The organism is Amycolatopsis dongchuanensis (assembly GCF_039542405.1).
GTDB lineage: Bacteria > Actinomycetota > Actinomycetes > Mycobacteriales > Pseudonocardiaceae > Amycolatopsis_E > Amycolatopsis_E sacchari.
In genome coordinates, this window is record NZ_BAABIB010000012.1 from 60,735 (window position 1) to 77,776 (window position 17,042).

Consider the following 17,042-nt stretch of genomic DNA (forward strand, 5'->3'; position numbering starts at 1 on the left):
CCATACACGTGGGCCAGTTGGCGATAGCGTTGTCGTCATGACGAAGCGGATCCAGATCAGCGAACGCAGCCCGCAGCTGTTCAAGCACCTCCTCAACCTGCACCACGACATCGAAAAGGCGGCCGCCGACGCCGGACTGGACCAGCGCCTCATCGAGCTGGTGAAGATCAGGGCGTCGCTGCTCAACGGCTGCGCGTACTGCCTGGACCTGCACGCGCGGGACGCGCGGAAGCTCGGCGAGACCGAGCGGCGCGTGCTGATGGTCGGCGCGTGGCAGGAGACCGACTTCTACAGCGAGCAGGAGCGGGCCGCGCTGGCCCTGACCGACGCGATGACCCGGCTCTCGCAGGTGCAGGACGTGCCGGACGACGTGTACGAGCAGGCGACCACCGCCTTCACCGAGGAGCAGTACCTCGTGGTGGCGTGGGCGATCACCGCGATCAACGCGTTCAACCGGCTGGGTGTCACCAGCCACAAGCCGCTGCCGGAGAACCCCCGGTGACGGCCGCCGCGCTGCGGGCACTGCACGTGCCCGGAAAGCCGCTGCTGCTGCCGAACGTGTGGGACGCCGACAGCGCCCGGCTGGTCGAAGAGGCCGGTTTTCCCGTGGTGGCAACGAGTTCGCACGCCGTCGCGGCGGTACTGGGTTACGGCGACGGGGAACGGGCGCCGGTGGACGAGATGTTCGCCGCTGCCGCGCGGATCGCCCGCGCGGTGTCGGTCCCGGTGACGGTCGACGCCGAATCGGGGTACGGGCTGCCCGCCGCCGAGCTGGTCGAGCGGCTGCTGGAGGCCGGCGCGGTCGGCTGCAACCTGGAGGACACCGACCACGCGCGCGGCGCCCTCCGCCCGATCGCGGAGCAGGCCGAGTGGCTGGCGTCGGTGCGCGAAGCCGCGGGGGACGCGCTGGTGCTCAACGCCCGCGTCGACCTGTTCCTGGGCGGGCGCGGGGCGGAAGTGCTGCCGGAGGCGATCGAGCGGGCGAAGGCGTACCTGGCGGCGGGGGCGGACTGCGTGTACCCGATCCTGCTCCGCTCCGCGGACGTGCTGGGGGAGTTCGTGCGTGCGGTGAGCCCGGCCGCCGTCAACGGAAACCGCATTCCCGGGGTGGATGTCGCGTCGCTGGGCGTCGCCCGGGTCTCGCTGGGAGCGGGCCTCTGGCGCGAGACGCGCGAGTGGCTGGCGAGGCGGCTCGGGGAGTTGTGAGGGTCACCGCCCGGGGGAGGTCTACTCCTCCTCCGGGAAGTGGACCTTGATGTCCTCCCGCTCGACGTGTTGTTCCGTGCCCGCGTACGCGGTGTACGCCTTCTCGTCCGCGCCGGTGAGGTCCGGGTCGGCGACGAACAGCGTCAGCACGCTCCGCGGCCACAGGCGCAGCGCCCGCACGGCGTTGATCTCCGCGCCGAGCACGAACACCAGCCCGCCGAGGTACAGCCACGTCAGCAACCCGAGCACGATCCCGAACAGCCCGTACGTCGCGCTGGCGCCCCGCAGCTCGTGCTCCACCAGGTAAGTGCCCGCCTCCTGCAACCCCTGCCACACGGCCGCCGCGAACAGCACCCCCGGCCACAGCTCCCGCACCGGCACCGGCCGCCCGGTCAGCACCCGGTACCCCAGCAGGAACAGCAGCACGTTGACCGCCACCGCGGCGACCGTGCCGCCGACGCGCACCAGCACGCCCCAGCCGAGGACACCGACCACCGCCGTCAGCACCGTGGTGAGCAGCACGCCCAGCCCGAGCGTCACCACCAGCAGCAGGCTCCGCGCGTAGTACCCGCCGATCCCGGGCCGGCGCACGCGCGGCACCGCCCACACCTTGTTGAGCACCGCCTGCCCCGCCCCGGCCACGCTGAGCCCGCCGATCACCGCGCCGACCGCCCCGATCACCACCCCGGCGACGTGCCCGTTGAGGCTGTGGACGTTCCCGGCGATCTGCTGCCCGATCACCGGGAAGTCCGCCAACGCCGAGTGCAGCACCTGCTGCTGCAACCCCGGATCGTCCTGCAGCGCGAACCCCAGCACCGTCGCCAGCAACAGGAGCAGCGGGAACAGCGACAGGAACCCGTAGTAGGCCAGCAACGCGGCCAGGTAGTAGCCCTGGTCGTCGATGAACTTGCACAGCACCGCCACCGGCACGGCCAGCCACGCCCGCCGTTGCTGTGCCTCGTCCCACCGCTGCGCCGCCATGTCCCCACCGCCTCGGCGCCGGGTACCCCGTCACGCTCCCGGTGACACTCAGCCGGGGTACGGCGCCTTTTCCCGTGCCACGCGGAGGGCGTCCGCCCACCAGGCGAGCTGGTCGAGCACCACCTTCGCGCGGGTGGGTGCGTCGGCGTCGAGCGGCTGGCCGTCCTGCCAGGTGTGGAAGTAGTTCGGGAACACCAGGCCGTCCCTGATGGTCACGGCGTGCAGTTCCGTCAGCACGTTCTCCAGGTGCAGCACCGCGTGCCTGCCCCCGGCCAGGCCGCCGTAGCTGGCGAACGCGACCGGTTTCGCCGTCCACTGCGTGAAGTGCCAGTCGATCGCCGCCTTCAGCGACGCGGGATAGCTGTGGTTGTACTCGGGCGTCACCACGAGGAACGCGTCCGCGCTCTCCAGAGCCGCGGTCAGCGCCGCCATCCCGGCGGGCCGCGGGTACTCCGCCCCGGCCAGTTTCGGCGGCGCCGCGGGGAGCGCCAGCGGGAGCTCGACGTCCGCCAGGTCGACGACCTCCACCTCGAAACCCCCGTGAGCACGGGCCTGCTCCGCCAGCCACGCGCCCACGACCGGACCGAACCGTCCTTCCCGGACACTGCCGAGGATGATCACCAATTTGTTCGTCATGCCATCCAGCTTCGGACCACCGCGCGAGTGGGACCAGACCGTGCTCAGGCTGGCCCCCGCAGGGCCACCCTGAGCCGTCCCGCCAGGCCTTATCCTCGGCACATGGGCACACCCCTTGGCGATTTCCTCCGTGCCAAGCGCGACAGCACCCAGCCGGAGTCCCTCGGCCTGCCCGACCGCGGCCGCCGCCGCTCACCGGGGCTGCGGCGGGTCGACCTCGCCACCAGGGCCGGGATCAGCGTCGAGTACCTCACCCGCCTCGAACAGGGCCGGGACCGCAACCCCTCGATCGCCGTGCTGAACGCGCTCGCCGATGCGCTCAGCCTCTCCCCGGCCGAGCGCAGCCACCTGCGGTACCTGGCGAAGATCACCGGCGGCGGCTGCCTCGCGTCGACCCGGCACGCTCCGCGTGAGGTCCGGCCCACCGTGCGGGAGACCCTCCGCCTCCTCGAACCCGGCATCGCGGTGGTGACCAACCGGCTCGGCGACGTCCTCGCCCACACGAGCTGCTTCGAGGCGATGGTGCGGGCGACCGGCCTGCTGGACGCCGACGCGCCGAACCTCACCCGCTACGTCTTCGCCGACCCCCGCGCCAGGACCGTCTTCCCCGACTGGGAGGACCTCGCCGACGAGCGGGCGTTCGAGGCGTGGGCGTCGTCCTCCGCCGAGCACCTCGAACTCGGGCCCGAGTTCACCCGGCGGGTGAACCGGCACGTCGTGCCGCGGCGGGGCGTGCTCCGGCTCGCCCACCCCACGGCGGGGGAACTCCGGCTGAACCGCGAAACGCTGGAACTCCCCTCGGACGGCCAGCAGCTCGTCGTCTTCCTGCCCGCGGACGACGAGACCGCCCAGGCGCTCACGCGGCTCCGCGCGCCCGACGGCAGGCTGCGCGCCATCTCCTGACCCGGGCGCGGGGCCCGGGTCAGGAGAGGACCGCTAGCAGGACTGCTTGTAGAAGTACTGCGAGTTCGCGTCCATGTTCGCCTTGGTCAGCGAGTGCAGGGAAGCGGTGAGGCTCTTCGTCACCGGCTTGCCCTCCAGCGCCGCGACCGCCTGGTCCACACCCTGCTGCCCGATCATCGCCGGGTCCTGCGCGATCAGCGCCTGGTACTCGCCGCTGCGCAGACCGTCCACTTCGGACGGGCTGGCGTCGAAGCCGACGAGGTTCACCTGACCCGTCTTGCCCGCGTTGCGCAGGCCCGTCGCCGCGCCCTCGCCCGTGTTGAGGTTCGTGGCGAAGATGCCGATCAGGTCCGGGGTGGACGCCAGTGCCGCGGTGACCTTCGACGCCGCCTGCTCCGGTTCGTTGTTGGTGAACTGGACGCCGATCGACTTCAGGTTCGGGTGGTTCTTGAGCTCGTCGGTGAAGCCCTGCACCCGGGCGGCCGTCGTGGACGTGCCCGCCTTCGTGTCGAGCACGAGCACGGAACCCTGGCGGTTGCCGACCAGCTCGGCCAGCGTCTTTGCGGCCAGCTGGCCGCCCTCGACGTTGTTGGACGAGATCGACGAAACCGCGATGCTGGAGTCCTTCAGCGAGGTGTCGACCTGGACGATCTTCGTGCCGCGGTTGGCGACCTGCTGGATCGGCGCGAGCATCGCCGTGTCGTCGGTCGGCGCGATGAGCAACGCCGCCGGCGGGTTGGAGCCCAGCGCGTTGACCTTCTCCGTCTGCAGCGCCGCGTCGAACTGCTGCGGCGCCTGGGTGGTGAGCGTGTAGCCGAGTTTCTTCGCCTCGGCCTCGGCCCCGCACTGCATCGAGATGTAGAACGGCTCCGCCTGCACACCGGGGATCAGCGCGAGCTGCTTGTTGTTCTGCACCCCGCCGCCGGAACCGCCGCCGACCTGGCCCGAGCTGCACGCGGCGAGCAGCACCGCCGTCGCCGCCACGACGCCGGCCGTGAGCACCTTCTTCATCGAATCGAACTCCCTACCTCGTTGTAGTTCATCGAGAGTTGCGCTGCCTACGGCGGCGCTGGTCGAACCACACGGCGGCGACGAGCACCGCGCCGACCGCGATCATCTGCCAGAAGTCCGGCACCTGCGTGATGTTGAACCCCTTCTTGAGCACGGCCGGGATGAACACCCCGATGACCGTGCCCAGCACCGAGCCGATCCCGCCGAACAGGCTCGTGCCGCCCATGACCGTCGCCGCGATGGCGTTGAGGTTGTCCGTCGTGTGCGCGGTGATGGTCGTCGACGCGTAGTACGCCAGCGACATGAACCCGGCGATCCCGGCGAGGAACCCGGTGAGCAGGTACACCTTGAGCAGGTGCCGCGTGACGCCGATGCCGGCCCGGCGGGCGGCTTCGGCGTTCGAGCCGACCGCGTAGGTGTAGCGGCCGAACTTGGTGGTGTGCAGCAGCCACGCGCCGATGAGCGTGATCACCACCGCCACCAGCACCAGGTTCGGGATCCCGCCGAGCGAGGTGCCGTAGCCGAGCGTCTTGTTCAGCACCGTCGGCACGCTGCGGACGTCGGACCCGTTGTTGAGCAGGTACGCCGCGCCGAGCGCCGCCCCCATCGTGCCGAGGGTGACGATCAGCGGCGGGATCTTCGCGACCGCGATGAGGAACCCGTTGATCAGGCCCCAGATCGTGCCGGACAGCACGGCCGCGACCAGCCCGATGCCGATGACGCCCCAGCCCGCGTTGCTCGCGTTGCCGTCGGAAAGCGCTTCCATCGTCTTGCCGCACACCATGCCCGCGAAGATCAGCACGGAGCCGACGGACAGGTCGATGCCGGACGTGATGATCACGAACGTCATCCCGACCGACAGCACGAGCAGCACGGACGTCTCGATGAGCAGCGTCTGGAACGTGAACACCGTCGCGAACTGGCCCGGCTTGAGCACGCTGAACACGATGATCAGCGCGACGAGCACGAGCGCGATCCAGAACGTGTTCGCCCCGATCAGCCGCTGCCCGAGGGAGCGCTTCCCGAAGCCACCCTCCACAGTGGACTGGATCTCCTTGGTCGCGGTCACGCCGCCTCCTCGTGGGTGAGCGCCCCGGTCATCGCGGCGACGAGGTCCTCCAGCTTGGTCTCCGAGGCCTGGAACCGCGCGACCCTGCTGCCGAGCCGCAGCACCTCGATCCGGTCGGACACCGACAGCACCTCGGGCATGTTGTGGCTGATCAGCACGACCGCGATGCCCTGGTCCCGCACCCGCCGGACGACGTCCAGCACGCGTTCGCGCTGCACGACGCCGAGCGCGGCGGTCGGCTCGTCCATGAAGACGACCTTGCTCGCCCACACCACCGACCGCGCGACGGCGACGCTCTGCCGCTGCCCGCCGGACAGCGAGCCGATCGGCACGTCCGTGCTCTGCAGCGTCACGCCGAGCCGCTTGAACTCCTCGACCGCCTGCCGCCGCATCTCGGCCTTGTCCAGCATCCCCAGCTTGCCGAGGAGGCCGCGCCGGTGGATCTCCCTGCCCAGGAACAGGTTCGCGGCCGGGTCCAGCTCGGGTGCGACCGCGAGGTCCTGGTACACGGTTTCGATGCCCAGCCGCCGCGCGGTGGTGGGCGAGTCGAGGTGCACCTCCGCGCCGTCCAGCAGGATCCGCCCCGACGTCGGCTGTTCGGCGCCGGACAGGCACTTGATCAACGTCGACTTCCCGGCGCCGTTGTCGCCGATCAGCGCGGTCACCTCGCCCGCTCTCGCCTGGAACGAGGCGCCGCGCAACGCCTCGACCGAGCCGTAGTGCTTCACGATGTTCTGGGCGTCCAGCAGGACGGCGTCGCTCATGTCACGCTCCTGGTGCTGGTGGGCGGCAACGGATGATCGTCAGCTCGCCCGCCACCTCCGACTGCCCGGCGGCGTGCGGCACCAGGACGGTGTCGCCCTTGGCCAGCGCCAGTTCGCCGCCGTGCTCGGTCTTCAGCGTGCCCTGGCCGTCGAGCACCACGAGCACCGTGAACGACGGGTCGAGCGCGAGGGACGGGCTGGGGCGCAGCCGGTCGGCGCGGAAGAACTCCGCCGCGCCGGGCACGAGCAGGTCCACTGTGGACTCGTCGAGGTCCGCGGTGCGCTTGATGATCGACTCGGGGTCGCGGGCGGAGGTGTCGAGCGCCTGCAGCGCCGCGTCGAACCCGATGCCGAGGTGGCCCTTCTCGGGGCTGCCGAGGAAGTCGCGCCACTCGATGGTCAACGAGAAGTCCGTCGGCTGCTGGAGTTCGACGACGAACACGCCCTCGCCGATGGCGTGCGGCAGGCCGGCCGGGATGTAGACGTTGTCACCCGGCTTGACGGGCACGCTGTTGAGTGCCCCGAGCATCGCCTCGGTGTCCTGCTCACGCACCCACCCGGCGACCGTCTTGGGGTCCACGCTCTCCTTGAAGCCGGGGTAGACCCGCGGGTCGTCGCCGCTCGTGCCGACCACGATCCACGCCTCGGTCTTGCCGAAGTGCGAGTCGAAGTGCTGCCGCGCGAAGGAGTTCGACGGGTGGAAGTGCACGGGCAGCCGCTGCCCGGCGTCGAGCAGCTTGACCAGCAGCGCCGTCGAGTCCGAGAAGGCGGCCACGTGCTTGGCGCCCAGCCACGACTCGGGGTCCGCCCGCACCGCGTCCCGCAGCCACCTGCCGTCGGGCAGTCTCGTCAGGCCGTTCTCCTCCTGGCCGTAGAGGGTGGTGGTGGATGCGACCCAGTCCTCCGGGCCGAACTCCTTGCCGGAGTCGGCGCCGCGCAGGGCGGCGATGGCCGCGCCACCGCGGTAGAACTGGGGCGGCTGGTTGGCCGGGAGCTTGATCGGAGAACTCACGGGGCGACCTCACCGGAGCCGCGGGGTACGAGGTGCACGGGCAGCACTACCTTTCTCGGCGGGGAGTCCTCGCCGTGGATCCTTGCGAACAGCAGCTCGGCCGCCGCCTTGCCGAGCCGGCTCACGTCGTGGCCGATCACGGTGACGGGCGGGTCGAGCAGATCGGCGAGCTCGAAGTCGTCGAAGCTCACCAGCGCGGGGCGCGGGGTGACGTGGGTCAGCGCGCGCAGCAGGTGCACGGCGACCCGGTTGTTCCCCGCGATGACGGCCGTGGCGCGGTCGGGGCCGGTCAGCAGGCGGTCCACGGCGTCGAGGACGTTCTCCTGGGTGGGGCTGCGCAGGACCGCGAGCCGTTCGTCGTAACGGAGTCCGGCGCGCACGCAGCCCTCTCGAAAACCCCGTAACCGCTCCGTTGCCGTGAAGATGTCGGGGCTGTCGCCGACGAAGGCGATGCGGCGGTGGCCCTGGCGGGCCAGGTGCGCGACGGCCTCGATGGTGCCGCCGAGGTTGTCCACCAGCACGGTGTCGGCGACGATGTCGCCGGCCGGGCGGTCGAGGAACACCACGGGCGTGCCCGCGCGCATCTCCGGCACCAGGTAGTGGTGCTGGGCGCCGGCGGGCACGATGAGCAGCCCGTCCACGCGGCGGGAGCAGAACTCCAGCGCCAGCTCGCGTTCCCGGTCGGAGTTCTCGTCGGACGACCCGGTGAGCACGTGCCTGCCGAACGAGGTCGAGATCTTCTCCACCGCCCGGTTCAGCTCGGAGTAGAACGGGTTGCCGACGTCCTCGACGATCAGGCCGATGGTGCCGGTGCTGGAGCCCCGGCGCAGGTTGCGCGCGCCGAGGTTGCGCCGGAACCCGAGCTGCTCGATGGCCGCGACGACGCGCCGCGCGGTCTCCGGGTGCACCGCGGGCTCGTCGTTCACGACCCGTGACACGGTCTTGATGCTGACCCCGGCCAGCCGCGCGACGTCGCTCATGGTGGCGCGTCTCGCGGACCCGCGGGTGCCGTCCGACAACGTTGTCATAGTGCTGGGGATTTCACACCTTTGTGGGCGGGTTGTCAATGGTCCGGACGAGAAGCGGAGATACTCCTTGCTGCGTACGGAGTATCGCCTGTCCGGAACGAGACAGGATCCGCCCTGATCCTTGACCCGCTCGTCAGCCAGTAACGACAGTGGCCTGCGGCGACAAGGTTGTCACAGGAGGCGACGCCAGTGAGGCTTTCGCGAGTCAGAAAGGGGCTGGCGCTCGCCGCCGGCCTCGTGGTCACATCAGTGGTCATGCCGGCGGTGCAGGCGGACGCGGCGCCCGCGCAACAGGACCTGGCGAAGTGGGTCAACCCCTTCGTCGGCACCCGGCCGGGCGGCAAGGACCAGGGCACCGGCGGTGGTGCGGGCAACAACTTCCCGGGCGCGGTGGTGCCGTTCGGGATGGTCCAGTGGAGCCCGGACACGGTCACCGGCCAGCCGGGCGGTTACCACTACGACAGCACCGCCCTCAAGGGCTTCAGCCTGACGCACCTGTCCGGCGCGGGGTGCGACACCTACGAGGACATCCCCTTCATCCCCTACAACGGGCAGGTCACCACTTCGCCCGCGACCGACCCAGGCCGCTACACCATGCCCTTCTCGCACGCCAACGAGCAGGCCACGGCGGGCAGGTACAGCGTCAAGCTCGACAGCGGCGTGAACGTCGAGCTGTCCGCGACCCAGCGCACCGGCTCGGGCCGGTTCACCTACCCGCAGAACAGCACCTCGACGCTGTTGATCAACACGTCGGGTTCGGTCACGGGTACCGACGACGCCCAGATCTCGATCGGCAGGGACACCGTCAGCGGCTGGGCGTCCAGCGGCGGGTTCTGCACCACCGACTCGCACTACCGCGTGTACTTCTACGCCAAGTTCGACCAGCCGTTCACCTCGATCGGCACCTGGCGCAACGGCACGGTCACCCCGAACAAGGCCGTCGAGAACGGCGGCGCGCAGTCGAAGGTCTCTCCGCAGACCCTGGCGGCCGAGCAGGCCAAGACCGCGCGCACGGACGCCAAAAAGCCGGAGAACACGACCGTCAGCGGTCCCGGCAGCGGCGGTTACGTGACCTTCGCCCCCGGTGCCAAGGTCAACGTCCAGGTCGGACTGTCCTTTGTGTCCGTCGACGGGGCGCAGGCGAACGTCAAGGCGGAGAACAACCGCCGCTCGTTCGACGACGTGGCGGCCGCGGCACGCAAGGCCTGGAACGACCGGCTCAACCAGATCCAGCTCACCGGTGGTTCCGACGCCGACCGGACCACCTTCTACACCGCGCTGTACCACTCGCTGATCCAGCCGAACGTGTTCTCCGACGCCGACGGCCGCTACACCGGGTTCGACGGGCGCGTGCACACGGCGGCCAAGGGCCACGCGATGTACACGAACTTCTCCGGCTGGGACATCTACCGCTCGGAGGCCCAGCTGCTGGCGCTGCTGGCGCCCAAGGAGTCCTCGGACATCGCGAATTCGATGGTCCAGTACGCGGCGCAGGGCGGCGCGTGGGACCGTTGGACGGTGGCCAACGACTACACGGGCGTGATGAACGGCGACCCGTACCACATCATCGTGTCCAGCATGTACGCCTTCGGTGCCAAGGACTTCGACGCGCACAACGCGTTGCTGTCCATGATCCGCGGCGCGACGCAGCCCACCACCCAGGGCTACACCGAACGCCCCGGCCTGGAGGACTACCAGAAGCTCGGCTACGTGCCCGGCGCCGGTGCCGACACGCTGGAGTACACCAGCGCCGACTTCTCCATCGCGCAGCTCGCCGCGCGGCTGGGCGACAGCTCGACGTACCAGAACTTCATGAAGCGCGCCCAGTACTGGCAGAACCTGTACAACCCGGCGACCGGCTACCTGCAGCCGCGCAACGCCGACGGCACCTTCACCACGCCGTACAACCCGGGCAGCTCGCAGGGCTGGGTCGAGGGCAACGGCGCGCAGTACAGCTGGATGGTGCCCTACGACGTCGCCGGTCTCATCACCGCGTTCGGCGGCAACCAGGCCGTGCAGTCCCGTTTGGACGAGTTCCTGACGGAGCTGAACGCCGGCACGCAGGACCCGCACGCGTTCCTGGGCAACGAGCCCAACTCGAACGTGGCGTGGCTGTACGACTTCACCGGTGCGCCCTACAAGACGCAGTCGATCGTGCGGCGCGTGCAGACCGAGCTGTACAACCCGAACCCGCAGGGCCTGATCGGCAACGACGACCTCGGCCAGATGTCGTCCTGGTACGTCTGGTCGGCGCTCGGCGTGTACCCGGAGATCCCGGGCCGCGCGGAGCTGGTGGTCGGCTCGCCGCTGTTCCCGAAGGCCGTGGTGACGACCGGGCTCGGCAAGAAGATCACCATCAACGGCAACGGCACCGGCCAGTACGTGACCGGGCTGAAGGTCAACGGCGTCTCCTCGACCAAGACCTGGCTGCCGGAGTCCTTCCCCACCACGGGCGGCACGCTGGACTTCACGTTGTCCACCACGCCGGACACCTCGTGGGGCAGTGCGCCGTCGGACGCGCCGCCGTCGTTCCGCGACGGTGAGCCGGCCGCGGTGTCCTATGTGGATCCCGCTCGGCTGGTCGTGCCGAACGGCTCGTCCGGTACCACCGCGGTCGGTGCGCAGGACCTGACCGGCACCGCCCGCACGTGGCACTGGACCGCCAACCCGCCGGCGGGCATCACGGTCACCCCGTCCTCCGGTGACATCGCGGTGCCCGCCGGCGGCAAGGCCCAGGTGAACGTCACGGTGAACATCGGCGACAGCACGGCCGAGGGCTCGTACCAGGTGCCGGTCACGCTGTCGGCGGCCGGGCAGCCGTCGCTGTCCTCGACGCTGGGCGTGCTCGTGACGCAGCCGGGCAGCTGGCTGGCGGCGGTCAACAACGCGGGCATCTCGCCGGACTCCAAGCCGGCCGCGGCGAACTTCGACGGGGTGGGCTTCAGCTACTCCGCCGACGCCCTCGCCGCCGCCGGGGCCAAGGCGGGCAGCACGGTGACGGTGGGCGGCCTGTCCTACACCTGGCCGAACTACCCCGCGGGTTCGCCCGACAACGTGCAGGCGCAGGGGCAGACGATCATCGCGTCCGGCAGCGGGCGGCTGGCGTTCCTCGGCGCGGCCAGCAACGGCAGCGCCTCCGGCACGCTGACGATCAGCTACACCGACGGCAGCTCGAGCACGGCGCAGCTCGGGTTCTCGGACTGGACGCTCGGCGCGGGCGGGCAGCAGCCCGCGTTCGGCAACCAGGTCGCGTTCACCACGCCGTACCGCAACAGCACCGGCGGTACCCCGCAACAGATCAACACCTACGTGTTCGCCAGCGCGCCGATCACGCTGCCCGCGGGCAAGACCGTGCGGAGCGTGACCCTGCCGTCGAACGTCTCGGGTGGACAGTTGCACGTTTTCGCGATCGGAATCGGATAACCCATGAAGAAACTGGTGGCAGTACTCGCTGCCGCCCTCGTTCCGGCGGCCGTCGTCACCCCGGTGGCGGCGGCCGCGCCGGTGGACGTGCTCGACTCGGTCAACACGTTCATCGGCACGCAGGACGAGGGCAACACGTTCCCGGGCGCCTCGGCGCCCTTCGGCATGACGCAGGTCAGCCCCATCGGCTCGCACTACGCGGGGTACCAGTACACGGACACCGCGATCCGCGGGTTCGGGCACTTCTTCCTGTCCGGTGCGGGCTGCTGGGAGCAGGGCGGGCTCGTCTCGACCCTGCCGCGGACCGGCACCTTCGACCCCGGCCAACCGTCCACTTTCGACCAGACGAAGTACGCCTCGCCGTACACGCACGACGGTGAGGTCGGTCAGCCCGGCTACTACAAGGTCCACCTGACCGGCTACGGCGGGATCGACGTCGAGACCACGGCGACGACCCGCACCGGCCTCGAGCGGTACACGTTCGACCAGTCCGGGCCCGCGCACGTGTTCGTCAACACCGGGCAGGCCAACGACAAGGAACCGGTCAGCGGCAGCAGCGTCCGGATCGTCGACAACCGGACCGTCGAGGGCACGGTGGAGTCGCAGGCGTTCTGCGGCGGCAAGCCGTACACGACCTACTTCCGCACGACGTTCGACAAGCCCTTCACCTCCTACGGCACGTGGTCGCCGACCGGCGGCACGCCCGGCAGCAGGGAGTCCGCGGGCGGGGCGGGGCTGCGCGGCGCGTGGCTCACGTTCGACAACCCCGGTTCCGTCACCGCGTCTACGGCGATTTCCTATGTGGACGCCGACGGCGCCCGCCGCAACCTCGCGGCGGAGGGCAACCGCGACTTCGACCGCGTGAAGGCGGCCACGCAGCGCACGTGGCGCCAGGAACTGTCCAGTGTGGACATCACCGGTGGTACGAGTGACAAGCGCACGGTGTTCTACACCTCGCTGTACCACACGTTGCTGCAACCGTTGACGGGCAACGACGTCGACGGCCGCTACCGCGGCTTCGACAACCAGGTCCACCGTGCCGTCGGCTGGACGTACTACCAGTACTTCTCGCTGTGGGACACCTACCGCTCGCAGAACCAGCTGCTCGCCCTGCTGCGGCCGGGCCGGGCGCACGACATCGCGCAGAGCATACTGGCGATCCACGACCAGGGTGGCTGGCTGCCGCGGTGGGCCTACGCCAACCAGGAGACGAACACGATGACCGGTGACCCGGTCACGCCGTTCCTGGTGGACCTGTGGCGGTTCGGTGCGCTGCGCGGCCTGGAAGGCCAGGCGTACCAGGCGTTGCTGCAGAACTCGACGCAGATCCCGCCCGCCTCGTCCCCGTTCCAGGGGCGCTCGGGCAACGAGAGCTACCAGGCGAACGGGTTCGTGCAGTACGACCCCAACTTCCCGAAGAAGGGGCAGGACACCGACCCGAACCACGGCGCGTCGGCAACGCTGGAGTACGCGCTCGCGGACTGCTCGCTGTCGATCATGGCGCGCGGGCTCGGGAAGACGAAGGACGCGCAGGCGCTCGCCGCCAAGGGGCAGAACTACCGCGTCCTGTGGGACAGCACCGTGGCCGACCGCGGTTTCACGGGCTTCCCGCGGCCGAAGGTGACCGGCGGCGACTGGTTCACCCCCGCCGACGGGCCCTACACGCCCGAGGGGCAGGACGGGTTCCACGAGGGCACCGCGTGGCAGTACCAGTGGCTGACCCAGCAGGACATCCCCGGCCTCGTGCAGCGGATGGGCGGGCAGCAGGCCACGGCGGCCCGGCTCGACGACTTCTTCGCCTACTCGGACCTGCTGGCCGACCCGGCCAAGACGGTGCGTGAGGAGTGGGTCACCGGGCCGTACAACTACTACAACCAGTTCCGGTACAACCCCAACAACGAACCGGACCTGCACTCGCCGTGGATGTACGCGCTGATCGGCCAGCCGTGGAAGACCTCCACGGTCGTCCGGGCGGCGCACACCCTGTTCACCAACGCCCCCAACGGCGTCACGGGCAACGACGACCTCGGCGAGATGTCGGCTTGGTACGTGTTCAGCGCGCTCGGGCTGTACCCGGCGGTGCCGGGCACCGGGCAGTTCGTGCTGAGCGCGCCGGAGTTCGCGAAGGCCGTGGTGCACCTGGAGAACGGGCGCAGCGTCGTGCTGAAGGCGGGCGGGGCCGACGCGTCGCAGCTGCAGTACGTGCAGGGGCTGCGCGTCAACGGCGTGCCGAGTGACCGGGCCTACGTCTCGCTGGAGCAGCTGACGCGGGGGTCCACCCTGGACTTCCGGCTGACCACGGACGCCGCGAAGGCCACGTGGGCAACGGGTCCCGGCGGAGCGCCGCCCTCGCCCTGTGCTTGATCACGACAAGCATCGGGGGTCGTGAGAACAATCACGACCCCCGATGTTCCCGTGAGGAGCGTCACGGCGCACACTGATACCGAAACGTCCGACAGCGTGGTTGACGGTGTCGGGCTTTTTTGTGTGCATCCACTGAGGAGGAAAGCAGTGTCCAGCAAGGCCGCTCTCGTGTTCCGCGTGGCCGCAGTAGCCGAGGCGCTCTCCTGGGCCGCCCTGGTGATCGGGATGATCCTCAAGTACGGGTTCTCCGCGGCCAACGAAGGCGGGGTCCCGGTGCTGGGCATGGTGCACGGCGTGATCTTCATCTGCTACGTCGTGGTGACGCTGGCCGTGTTCAAGCCGCTCGCGTGGAAGCCGAAGGTCCTCGTGATGGCGCTGCTCGCCAGCATCCCGCCGCTGTTCACCTGGTGGTTCGAGAAGTGGGCGCTGCGCACCGGCAAGCTCGACGGCCCGGAGCGCCTCGCGCACGGTGGCGTCGGCCTGATCGTCCGCGAGACCGCGGCCGCCTGACGTTCTGCGGAGACGGCCCTCACCCCGGCGGGGTGGGGGCCGTTTTTCACTCCACGAAGTCGCCGGTCGCCTTGCGGACGCGGGTGAGCAGTTCGGTGAGCTGGCTGGTCTGGGCGGGGGTGAGCCCGACGAGGCCGAAGTCGATCGCCGTGACGGCCTTGGTCGCCTCGGCGTGCCGTGCCCGGCCCTCGTCGGTGATCTCGACGAGGGTGGTGCGGCGGTCGGTGGGGTGCGGCACGCGCTTGACGAGCCCGTCCCGCTCCAGGCGGTCGACGATGTTCGTGACGCTCGTCGGGTGCAGCTGCAGGCGCTCACCCATGACGCGCATCGGCAGGCTCGACCGGCGCGCGAAGCTGAGCAGGACGAGCGCCTCGTAGCGGGCGAAGGTGAGCCCGTGGGGCTTCAGCGCGCCGTCCACGGCTGACTGGATGATCTGCTGGACGCGCATCAACCCGGTCACCGCGGCCATCGTGCCGGAGGGCCCGACCCGGTCCTCCCACAGCTGGGCGGCGCGGGCGATCGGGTCGAACGGCAGTGGGCGGTTCATGGCATCGCAAGCTACCAGCGCGTATCACCTCGATGGGGCAGGGTGGTGCCACAAACCGGAGGAGGAACGACATGATCGTGGCATTCAGCGTGAGCCCGTCCGGCGGAGATCCGGACGGCGGCGTGAGCGAGGCCGTCGCCAGGGCGGTCAAGGTGGTGCGGGAGTCCGGGCTGCCGAACGAGACGAACGCGATGTTCACGAACGTCGAAGGTGCGTGGGACGAGGTCATGGACGTCGTGAAGCGCGCGGTCGAAGCGGCAGGTCAGGGCGCCGCGCGGGTCTCGCTCGTGCTCAAGGCCGACATCCGGCCGGGGTACGAGGGGCAGCTGTCGGCGAAGGTCGAGCGGGTGGAGGAGCACCTGCGGTGATTCTCGCGGGCTGCCGTGCCAGGATGGAAGCGTGACGAACCCACGCGGATCAGCAGCGAACTCCGCGGCCGTGTCGGCCGCGCTGTCGGGCGCGGTCGACCTGTCCGCGCTGAAGGCCCGGGCCGACGCGGCGCGTCAGCGTCCGGCGAGCCCGCCGCCCGGTGCGGGGCAGGCGGCGCCGGCGAGTGGTGACGCCGTGCTGGAGGTGACCGAGGCTTCGTTCCAGACGGACGTCGTCGAGCGGTCGCTGCGGCAGCTCGTCGTGGTCGATCTGTGGGCGGACTGGTGCGGGCCGTGCAAGCAGCTCAGCCCGGTGCTGGAGCGGCTGGCGGCGGAGTCCGGCGGTGCGTGGGTGCTCGCGAAGGTGGACGTGGACGCCAACCCGCGCATCGCGCAGCTGTTCGGCGCCCAGTCGATCCCCACGGTCGTCGCGATCGCCGGTGGGCAGCCGGTGGACGCCTTCGCCGGTGCGCTGCCGGAGCCCGAGGTCCGCAAGTGGCTGAACGCCCTGCTGGACGCGCTCAAGGACAAGCTGCCCGGGATCAGGGACGCGCAGCCGGCCGAGCCCGCCGAGCAGCCGGAGGACCCGCGGTTCGTCGAGGCCGAGGAGGCCTTCGAGCGCGGTGACTACGCCGCGGCCGAGGCCGCCTACCAGCGGATCCTGGACGCGGAACCGGCGAACGAACTCGCCAAGGCGGCGCTGACGCAGGTCCGGTTCACGGCCCGCGCCGAAAAGGCCGACCCGTCCGCGGTCTCCCGCGCCGACGCCGACCCGAGCGACGTGCAGGCCCAGCTGGCGGCCGCGGACTACGAGGTCGCGGCCAACCAGGTGGAGGACGCCTTCGCGAGGCTGATCGCCACAGTCCGCAGGACTGCTGGGGACGAGCGGAACAAGGTGCGCGAGCACCTGGTGGGCCTGTTCGAGCTGTTCGACCCGGCGGACGAGCGGGTAGCGAAGGCCCGAAGGGACCTGGCCTCGGCGTTGTTCTGACCGGAACCCCAGAGTTGGGTGATCATCCCGTCGCCTGAAACCGGTGGATCACTTTGAGGGGCAGCCGCAACCTTTTTTGCCAACCGGCGGCCGAGTGACCAGGCTTGCGGCTGGTCCTCAAAGTGATATGCACAAACCGCAGGCGACGGGATGATCACTCAACTCGACCACCTCGCGAAGGTGAGATCCCTTTGGGCCCCGATCATCCTGGAGCCTGCCCGCCGGCCAA

16 protein-coding genes are annotated in these 17,042 nt (G+C 70.2%); 8 read left to right on the top strand and 8 right to left on the bottom strand.

Features of this window, described 5'->3' with window-relative positions:
• Positions 1–37: 37 nt before the first annotated feature.
• Complete coding sequence (locus tag ABFX51_RS02550) at positions 38–502, top strand: carboxymuconolactone decarboxylase family protein (protein WP_091504661.1); 465 nt, start codon at positions 38–40, stop codon at positions 500–502.
• A complete protein-coding gene (locus ABFX51_RS02555) occupies positions 499–1,206 on the top strand; it encodes an isocitrate lyase/PEP mutase family protein (RefSeq protein ID WP_091504660.1) in 708 nt (235 codons plus the stop codon). Before ABFX51_RS02550 ends, ABFX51_RS02555 begins: the two co-directional genes overlap by 4 nt.
• 21 nt (positions 1,207–1,227) lie before the next feature.
• Here ABFX51_RS02555 and ABFX51_RS02560 read toward each other — a convergent pair whose 3' ends face one another.
• Both ABFX51_RS02560 and ABFX51_RS02565 read right to left on the bottom strand, forming a co-directional pair.
• Positions 1,228–2,187, bottom strand: coding sequence for a YihY/virulence factor BrkB family protein (locus ABFX51_RS02560; RefSeq protein ID WP_346051811.1), 960 nt, complete (start codon positions 2,185–2,187; stop codon positions 1,228–1,230).
• A gap of 48 nt (positions 2,188–2,235) precedes the next feature.
• Positions 2,236–2,823 (bottom strand): NADPH-dependent FMN reductase, encoded by a 588-nt coding sequence (locus ABFX51_RS02565; protein WP_346051813.1) that lies wholly within the window; start codon positions 2,821–2,823, stop codon positions 2,236–2,238.
• 102 nt (positions 2,824–2,925) lie between these two features.
• Between ABFX51_RS02565 and ABFX51_RS02570 the strand changes: the two genes are divergently transcribed.
• Positions 2,926–3,726, top strand: a complete 801-nt coding sequence (locus ABFX51_RS02570) for a helix-turn-helix domain-containing protein (protein WP_346051815.1) — start codon at positions 2,926–2,928, stop codon at positions 3,724–3,726.
• 33 nt (positions 3,727–3,759) lie between these two features.
• On the opposite strand, the gene ABFX51_RS02575 is transcribed toward ABFX51_RS02570, so the two are convergent.
• The 5 genes from ABFX51_RS02575 to ABFX51_RS02595 are packed head-to-tail and all read right to left on the bottom strand — an operon-like array spanning position 3,760 to position 8,562.
• Positions 3,760–4,737, bottom strand: coding sequence for an ABC transporter substrate-binding protein (locus tag ABFX51_RS02575; protein ID WP_091504656.1), 978 nt, complete (start codon positions 4,735–4,737; stop codon positions 3,760–3,762).
• 28 nt (positions 4,738–4,765) lie between these two features.
• Positions 4,766–5,806 carry an ABC transporter permease gene (locus ABFX51_RS02580; protein WP_091504655.1) on the bottom strand — a complete coding sequence of 347 codons (1,041 nt, stop codon included), beginning with the start codon at positions 5,804–5,806 and terminating at the stop codon, positions 4,766–4,768.
• Positions 5,803–6,570 carry an ATP-binding cassette domain-containing protein gene (locus ABFX51_RS02585; RefSeq protein WP_346051817.1) on the bottom strand — a complete coding sequence of 256 codons (768 nt, stop codon included), beginning with the start codon at positions 6,568–6,570 and terminating at the stop codon, positions 5,803–5,805. The genes ABFX51_RS02580 and ABFX51_RS02585 overlap by 4 nt, the downstream gene beginning before the upstream one ends.
• 1 nt (position 6,571) lies before the next feature.
• Positions 6,572–7,582, bottom strand: a complete 1,011-nt coding sequence (locus tag ABFX51_RS02590; protein ID WP_346051819.1) for a class I mannose-6-phosphate isomerase — start codon at positions 7,580–7,582, stop codon at positions 6,572–6,574.
• Positions 7,579–8,562: a LacI family DNA-binding transcriptional regulator gene (locus ABFX51_RS02595; protein WP_346051821.1), complete on the bottom strand. Its 984-nt coding sequence runs from the start codon at positions 8,560–8,562 to the stop codon at positions 7,579–7,581. The genes ABFX51_RS02590 and ABFX51_RS02595 overlap by 4 nt, the downstream gene beginning before the upstream one ends.
• 303 nt (positions 8,563–8,865) lie before the next feature.
• Here ABFX51_RS02595 and ABFX51_RS02600 point away from each other — a divergent pair, with 303 nt between their 5' ends.
• From ABFX51_RS02600 to ABFX51_RS02610, 3 genes are all read left to right on the top strand, one after another.
• Positions 8,866–12,033, top strand: a complete 3,168-nt coding sequence (locus tag ABFX51_RS02600) for a GH92 family glycosyl hydrolase (protein WP_346051823.1) — start codon at positions 8,866–8,868, stop codon at positions 12,031–12,033.
• 3 nt (positions 12,034–12,036) lie between these two features.
• A complete protein-coding gene (locus ABFX51_RS02605) occupies positions 12,037–14,397 on the top strand; it encodes a GH92 family glycosyl hydrolase (protein ID WP_346051825.1) in 2,361 nt (786 codons plus the stop codon).
• A 147-nt stretch (positions 14,398–14,544) separates the two neighbouring features.
• Entirely contained in the window at positions 14,545–14,907 is a 363-nt protein-coding gene (locus ABFX51_RS02610; protein WP_091504650.1) for a DUF3817 domain-containing protein, read from the top strand.
• Positions 14,908–14,953: 46 nt separating this feature from the next.
• On the opposite strand, the gene ABFX51_RS02615 is transcribed toward ABFX51_RS02610, so the two are convergent.
• Positions 14,954–15,454: a MarR family winged helix-turn-helix transcriptional regulator gene (locus ABFX51_RS02615; protein ID WP_091504649.1), complete on the bottom strand. Its 501-nt coding sequence runs from the start codon at positions 15,452–15,454 to the stop codon at positions 14,954–14,956.
• Positions 15,455–15,525: 71 nt separating this feature from the next.
• Between ABFX51_RS02615 and ABFX51_RS02620 the strand changes: the two genes are divergently transcribed.
• Positions 15,526–15,822 (top strand): thiamine-binding protein, encoded by a 297-nt coding sequence (locus ABFX51_RS02620; protein ID WP_346051827.1) that lies wholly within the window; start codon positions 15,526–15,528, stop codon positions 15,820–15,822.
• A 31-nt stretch (positions 15,823–15,853) separates the two neighbouring features.
• Complete coding sequence (locus ABFX51_RS02625) at positions 15,854–16,813, top strand: tetratricopeptide repeat protein (protein ID WP_346051829.1); 960 nt, start codon at positions 15,854–15,856, stop codon at positions 16,811–16,813.
• Positions 16,814–17,042 lie beyond the last annotated feature (229 nt).